Source organism: Paraeggerthella sp. (assembly GCF_048427265.1).
GTDB lineage: Bacteria > Actinomycetota > Coriobacteriia > Coriobacteriales > Eggerthellaceae > Paraeggerthella > Paraeggerthella hominis.
In genome coordinates this window covers 1-6,693 of record NZ_DBFOSR010000028.1, presented here as the reverse complement: position 1 = coordinate 6,693, position 6,693 = coordinate 1, and the positions used below count along the sequence as shown (strand labels likewise).

Sequence of the window (6,693 nt, the reverse complement as noted above, 5' to 3'; positions counted from 1 at the left end):
GAACTAGACGATCGTTCACAAGTCCACCACAAGAGATCCCCTCTTATACGCGCTGACCTCCTGCGTTTGCTAGAATGAAAAGACTTACGTGAAAGAAGGTATCATGCTGTCCGGTGACATGGAAAAACTGTATCCTTCCGCAAAGATACTCGTGAAAGAGTGCGTAGCCAGCAGGCTGCACGCGAAGGATGCTACTCTGTACGGCTTTTCCGAAGAAGCGCGCGCATGCGCCGAGAACTATATGGGATGGACGGATCTTGCAAGCAATCCGCCTTGTCCTCTGTCCGAGATCCAGTCGTTCGCCGACTCGATCATCGCGCAGGGCCTCGAAACGGTCGTGCTCATTGGGCAAGGCGGCTCCACGCAGGCTCCCATGACCATTACCAAGTACAACAAGCCGGACTCGTCTGCAGTCACGTTCCGCACGCTCGACTCCGATTCCCCGGTGCGCGTGCGGGCGATGCTCGCCGAAGCCGACCCGCACACCACGCTGTTCATCATCTCGTCGAAAAGCGGCGGCACCATCGAGCCGCGTCTGGCTCTGCGCGCCGTGCGCGATGCGGTAGCCGACCGCATCGGCGAGGAAGAGCTGGTGCAGCATTTGGTTGCCATCACCGATCCCGGCTCCCAGCTTGAGCGCCAGGCGCGCGAAGAGGGCTGGGCTGCGGTGTTCTCCGGCGAACCTACGGTGGGCGGGCGCTTCTCGGCGCTGTCGGTGTTCGGCCTGCTTCCCGCAGCGCTTGTGGGCATCGATCTTCAGGAGTTTATGCGGCACGCGGTCGAAGCCGAGCATCAGTGCAGCGAAGACGCCATCGACAACCCGGCCATCGTGCTTGCGGCGTTCCTGTACGACAACTACCTGCAGGGTCGCAACAAGTTCTCGTTCTTGACGCAGAAGCGCGGCCGCGTGCTGGGCTTGTGGATCGAGCAGCTGGTGGCCGAGAGCCTGGGCAAGGAAGGCCAGGGCATCCTGCCGAACATCGAGGTTGACACGCTGCTGCTCAAGAAGGATCCGGGCGATCGCAGCGTCATCACGTACCTGACGAAGACGGACTTGTGGGACGAGCGCCGCAACTTCGAGATGAGCCTGTCCTACATCGACCCCGCTATCCCTCGCCAGAACTATCGGATCGACTCCGTCGAGGAGCTGGCCGAGCATTTCGTGATGTGGGAATGCGCCATCGCCATGTGCGGCTACCTGATGCGCGTGTGCCCCTTCGATCAGCCCGACGTTGCGTCGGCTAAGGCGGTCGTGCTCGACATTCTGCGGGACGGCCAGCCTGAGCCCGATTTCGTTCAGGACTTCATCGGGGACGTGCTCATGGGCGAAGCCGAGGTGCGCTTGGCGCCCTGCTTCAAAGACTGCACCGACATTCGCGGTGCCTTGCGCGCGCTGCTGAGCAGCATCCAGCCGGGCGATTTCTTTGCGCTCAACGCGTTCTTGCCGTTTACCGGCGAAGGTCGGCGCGAAGCGCTCGAGACCATTCGTCATGGCGTAGCCGACAAGCGCGGCGTGGTATCGTGCTTGGAAGTGGGACCTCGTTACTTGCATTCCACGGGTCAGCTTCACAAGGGCGGTCCGAACTGCGGCGTGTTCTTGATCCTGTCGGCAGACGAGCTGAAGGACATCCCGCTCAAGCAGGAGGCCGAAAGCCTGGGATCGCTGGCGAAAGCGCAGGCTTCGGGCGACCTGCTCACGCTGGCCGAGCGCGGTCGGCGCGTAGTGCACCTGCACTTGCCCGACAACTCGGGCGTGACCCTGCGAGCGCTGGCCGAGGTGGTCACGAGCATTCTGGAGGAACTTGACGCGCGATAATCTTTGGGAGGCGTATTCATGAAAGAAGCGCTCAACATACAAGTCAAAGGTATCGTACAAGGGGTGGGCTTCCGCCCCTTCGTCTATCGTTTGGCTAAAAAATACCTGATCAACGGATGGGTTTTGAACGCTACCGACGGCGTGTTCATCCATGCCGAAGGAGATTCGAAGCTGCTTGACGAGTTCGTGATAGAGCTGTCGGAGAACCCGCCGGCGGCGTCGCAGGTGAACGAGATCGAGCTCAAGGAAGTTCCGCTGGAAGACTTCGAGTCGTTCGACATTCGGTTTTCCGATGCGGGCGAAGTCGAGCGAACCACGCTTGTCTCGCCCGATCTCGCAACGTGCGACGATTGCGCGCGCGAGCTGTTCAACCCGAACGACCGCCGCTATCGCTATCCTTTTATAAACTGCACGAACTGCGGGCCGCGCTTCACCATCATCGAGAAGCTGCCCTACGATCGCAAGAGCACGTCCATGAAGGATTTCCCCATGTGCGCGCGCTGTTCGTCGGAATACGCCGACCCGCTTGACCGTCGTTTCCATGCGCAGCCCGATGCGTGCTTCGAGTGCGGTCCGCATATCAGCTGGCGCGAGCACGAGGGCGGGGCCGTCGACGCTCCGTTAACCGAGGCGCTGTGGGGGGCGACGCGCGAGCAGAGCGATGCGATTTTCGCGCGCGCCGTCGAGCTGCTGCTGGCAGGCAAGATCATCGCCGTGAAGGGCCTGGGCGGGTTTCACTTGGTGTGCGACGCCAACAACGCGGACGCGGTTGCGCTGCTGCGCACGCGCAAGCATCGCGAAGGCAAGGCGCTTGCGGTCATGGCGGCCGACGTCAAGGCGGCGCGCGCCGTATGCGAGGTGAACGAAGTCGAGGCGGGCGTGCTCGCATCGACGTCTCGACCCATCGTCTTGCTGCGCAAGCGCGCCGACGCGCAGGTGGCGCCCGGCCTTGCCGACGGTCTCTCCGAGCTGGGCGTGATGCTGCCCTACACCCCCGTCCAGCACCTGCTCCTGCACGATTTCGCCCATGCAGGCAGCTCGAAAAACCAGGGACGGGGCCTTGTTCCCCTGCTGGTAATGACGTCGGGCAACGTGCACGACGAACCCATCGTCATCGACGACGAAGACGCGTACGGCAAGCTGTTCGGCATTGCGGACGCGTTCTTGGGGCACGATCGCGCCATCCGCACCCGCTACGACGATTCGGTTGTGCGCGTCATCAGCGCTGGTGGTGCGGGCGATGCGGTGCAGTTCATCCGCCGTGCTCGCGGGTATGCGCCGTTGCCGCTTTCGCTGGCTTGTCCCAAGCCGGAGGAAGACCAGGCTGCGGCAAGCCCTGCGGCTGCCAGCCGGCAGGGCAAACGAGAAGCGCCGTCTATCCTGGCGGTGGGTCCCGAGCAGAAGAACACCTTCACTCTGACGCGTGACGCCGAAGCGTTCGTGTCGCAGCATATCGGCGACATGGAAAACGCCGAAACCTACGATGCGTGGCTGGCGGCGAAGGATCGCTACCAGCAGCTATTCGAGATTTCCCCCCAGCGTTTGGCGTGCGATCTGCATCCCGAATACCTGACGACGAAGTGGGCGCACGAGGAAAGCGCCGCGCGCCAGGTTCCGCTGGTCGAGGTGCAGCATCATCACGCGCACGTTGCGTCGGTGTTGGGAGAGCACGGGCTGTTCGGTCCCGCGTGCGGAATCGCCTTCGACGGCACGGGCTATGGCGTTGACGGGGCTATCTGGGGCGGCGAAGTGCTCCTGGCCAATGCGTCGGCGTTCGAGCGGTTCGCGAACTTCGCGTACGTGCCCATGCCGGGCGGCGCGGCCGCGGTGAAGCACCCGCTGCGCATGGCGTACGGCGTGCTGTGGGCATTCGACCTGCTGGAGCATCCTGCGGCGGCGGACGTTCTTGCGGCGCTGGGGCCGCAGGCCGCTTTGTGCGACCAGATGATCGAGCAAGGGATAAACACGCCCATGACCTCGTCGGTCGGCCGCTTGTTCGACGCGGCGAGCGCCCTTTTGGGGGTGTGCGTGGAGTCACGCTACGAAGGCGAACCGGCTATCTTGCTGGAAGGCGCTCTTTCCGCCCCGGCTTCGACCGATGCGAACGGCAAGGCGTCCGATTCCGATGCGGACGATCGCTACGCTATCGCGGTGATTAAGAACACGGCAACCGAGAGCAGCACGGCGCAGGACACGTCGGTCGTCCTGTTCGACGCGGCCCCTGCTTTCGAAGCACTGCTTGACGACAAGGCCGCCGGCGTGCCCGTTTCCCTGATCGCCCGTCGCTTCCATGACGCGTTCGCCCAGGCTGTCGTTGCGGCGGCGGAACTGGTTCGCGGGCTGTACGGCATCGACGTGGTGGCCCTTTCCGGTGGCGTGTTCATGAATCGCTACCTGGTTGAACGCGCGCTCGCTTCCTTGGAGGCGGCTGGCTTCACGGTTGCCGTCAACCGTGATCTGCCGCCCAACGACGGCTGCGTTTCCTTCGGCCAGGCTGTGGTAGCATGGGCCTCGAACGACGAGGGCGGGCAAGCGTAGCGCTCGCATATATAAGAAAGAAGGCATGACCATGTGCTTGGCAATACCCGCGAAAGTGATCGAGCTCAAAGACGATCGTCTGGCAACGGTCGACATCTTGGGCGTGACGCGCGACATATCCCTTGACTTGACGCCGCAGGCGGCCGTCGGCGATTTCGTGCTGGTGCATGCAGGGTTTTCCATCGAGGTGGTCGACCCCGACTTTGCTCAGGAAACCATTGATCTGATCAGGGAGTTTCCCGATCTTGCCGGCGACGAGATTCCTGCCTAGGGGGAGCCATGGCCAATCTTGAACAAGAGCTGGCAGCGTTCAAGGATCCGAAACTGGCGCGGGGTTTGATCGATTCCATAGGCAAGCTGGCGCCTGCCCAGGGCGCTACGCTCATGGAGGTGTGCGGAACCCATACGGTGGCTATCGCGCGCAACGGCATTCGGAACCTCATGCCCGAAAGCGTGCGGTTGGCATCGGGTCCCGGTTGCCCGGTGTGCGTGACCTCGAACAAGGATATCGACACGGTGATCGCGCTCACGCGCGTCCCGAACGTCACCATTGCCACCTTCGGCGACATGACGCGCGTGCCAGGCTCAACGTCGAGCCTACTCAAGGAGCAGGCGTCGGGACGTTCCGTGCAGATCGTGTACTCGCCGCTCGATGCTATTGCCTTGGCGCAGCAGCAGCCCGAGCGCCAGATCGTGTTCGTGGGAGTGGGCTTTGAGACCACGACGCCCTTGGTGGCCATGGCCATCAAGCGAGCCGCCGCGCTGGACCTGAAGAACTTCAGCGTGTTCGCCGCGCACAAGAACATGCCGGGCGCGCTGGAGGCCATCATCAACGATCCGCGCCTTTCGGTGGACGCGCTTATCCTGCCTGGCCACGTAAGCACCATCATCGGCGTGGAGCCGTACCGCTTCCTGGCTGAGAAGTACGGCATTCCGGGAGTCATCACTGGGTTCGAACCCGTTGACGTGCTGCAAGGCATCGCCATGATCATGCGTCAGCTTCACGAGGGTCGCGCAGACATCGAGATAGCGTATGCGCGCGGCGTCATGCCGCAGGGCAACCCCGTTGCGCTGGCGGCCATCGACGAGGTGTTCGAGACCTGTCCCGCTACGTGGCGCGGGTTGGGGGAGATATCTGGATCGGGGTACCGCATTCGCGAGCGGTTCGCTCGGTTCGATGCCGTAAGACGCTTTGCGCCGTCCGTGGAGCCTACGCAGGATCCGAAGGGCTGTCGTTGCGGCGACGTGCTGCGCGGCATCATGGCGCCTGACGAGTGCCCGCTGTTTCGCACGGTATGCACGCCCGAAAACCCTGTGGGTCCATGCATGGTTTCAAGCGAAGGCAGCTGCGCCGCTTATTACCGATATTACTAGCGGGCAAGGGCGCGTCCCGGTGCTTGCGGTGGGACGCGCCCTTGTTCGAGGATTTTGCGGTGCGCTGCGCCGTGCGGCATGCTGCTCGGCCGCGCGCCCAAAACCGATTCGTTTTGGCAAGGTGCTCAACTCTGTGCTTTTTCTTGCACCCTGCTTAAAGTTGGCAATAAATTTTTTTGCTTCGATATTGTGCATGCAGGGACGGTTTGCAGGGCGTTTTAGAGCCGCATCGTTGTGCATGCCCCCTCAATTTTTTTCACGTTTTATACGAGCGCTTCTGAATATAATCGGGAAATATCCAATATGGGGGCAAAAATTGCATAATGGCCCGAAATAGCGCGTTCTCAATTATTGTGCAGTTGAACAATAATGATTTCAAAATGGTTAAAACTATTCGTAAATTTCATGTTGCAGGTGAACAAAAAAGATGGTATAACTTGCTCATCGGCAAATCTGGCAAACATGCCACGGTAGGATTCCGAGGAGCTTTCATGAACCATCTGTCTCCAAAGTTCTCCTGCAGCCGCGGCACTTTTGCCGGCTGAGCTGCAGTACACAATAGTGTGCCACCCATTTTAGGCAACGCAGGATGCGCTGCCGGAGAAAGGAGACTGTCATGGCGAAGATAGTCAATTCTTGGAACGACTGGGATCCGTTGAAGCGCGTGATCGTCGGCCTCTGCGACAACTCGGTCATCCCGCCCGAGGAGCCCGCGACCTCCGAGAAGGTGCCCGTCGACTCCGAGATGCGCGGCATGTGGGGCCTTCGCCCGCTGCGCACGGTCGAGGTCGGCAACGCCTGCCTCGAGAACCTCGTGAAGGCGCTCGAGGAGCGCGGCGTGGTCGTCGACCGCCCGACGCCCCTGCAGTGGAACCAGGCCATCGGCACGCCCGACTTCCGCAACGACTCCATGATGACCTGCATGCCGCCCCGCGACATCCTGCTCACCATCGGCAACGAGATCA

At 61.7% G+C, this 6,693-nt stretch carries 4 protein-coding genes and 1 pseudogene; all 5 read left to right on the top strand.

What is annotated here, in order from left to right:
- The first annotated feature begins 103 nt into the window (after positions 1-103).
- Positions 104-1,816, top strand: a complete 1,713-nt coding sequence (locus tag ACMNI9_RS02945; protein ID WP_114566439.1) for a glucose-6-phosphate isomerase — start codon at positions 104-106, stop codon at positions 1,814-1,816.
- Positions 1,817-1,834: 18 nt separating this feature from the next.
- Positions 1,835-4,354, top strand: coding sequence for a carbamoyltransferase HypF (gene hypF / locus ACMNI9_RS02940; RefSeq protein WP_418830787.1), 2,520 nt, complete (start codon positions 1,835-1,837; stop codon positions 4,352-4,354).
- Positions 4,355-4,385: 31 nt separating this feature from the next.
- Positions 4,386-4,625 carry a HypC/HybG/HupF family hydrogenase formation chaperone gene (locus tag ACMNI9_RS02935; RefSeq protein ID WP_114566454.1) on the top strand — a complete coding sequence of 80 codons (240 nt, stop codon included), beginning with the start codon at positions 4,386-4,388 and terminating at the stop codon, positions 4,623-4,625.
- Positions 4,626-4,633: 8 nt separating this feature from the next.
- Positions 4,634-5,728: a hydrogenase formation protein HypD gene (gene hypD / locus ACMNI9_RS02930; protein WP_418830786.1), complete on the top strand. Its 1,095-nt coding sequence runs from the start codon at positions 4,634-4,636 to the stop codon at positions 5,726-5,728.
- A gap of 616 nt (positions 5,729-6,344) precedes the next feature.
- Positions 6,345-6,693: pseudogene (locus ACMNI9_RS02925) on the top strand (serine/threonine protein kinase); the annotation flags it as partial.

Excerpts from the sequence above, each read along its gene's own strand:
- ACMNI9_RS02945 (WP_114566439.1), top strand. The coding sequence starts at position 104 with ATGCTGTCCGGTGACATGGAAAAACTGTATCCTTCCGCAAAGATACTC.
- hypF (WP_418830787.1), top strand. The coding sequence starts at position 1,835 with ATGAAAGAAGCGCTCAACATACAAGTCAAAGGTATCGTACAAGGGGTG.
- ACMNI9_RS02935 (WP_114566454.1), top strand. The coding sequence starts at position 4,386 with ATGTGCTTGGCAATACCCGCGAAAGTGATCGAGCTCAAAGACGATCGT.
- hypD (WP_418830786.1), top strand. The coding sequence starts at position 4,634 with ATGGCCAATCTTGAACAAGAGCTGGCAGCGTTCAAGGATCCGAAACTG.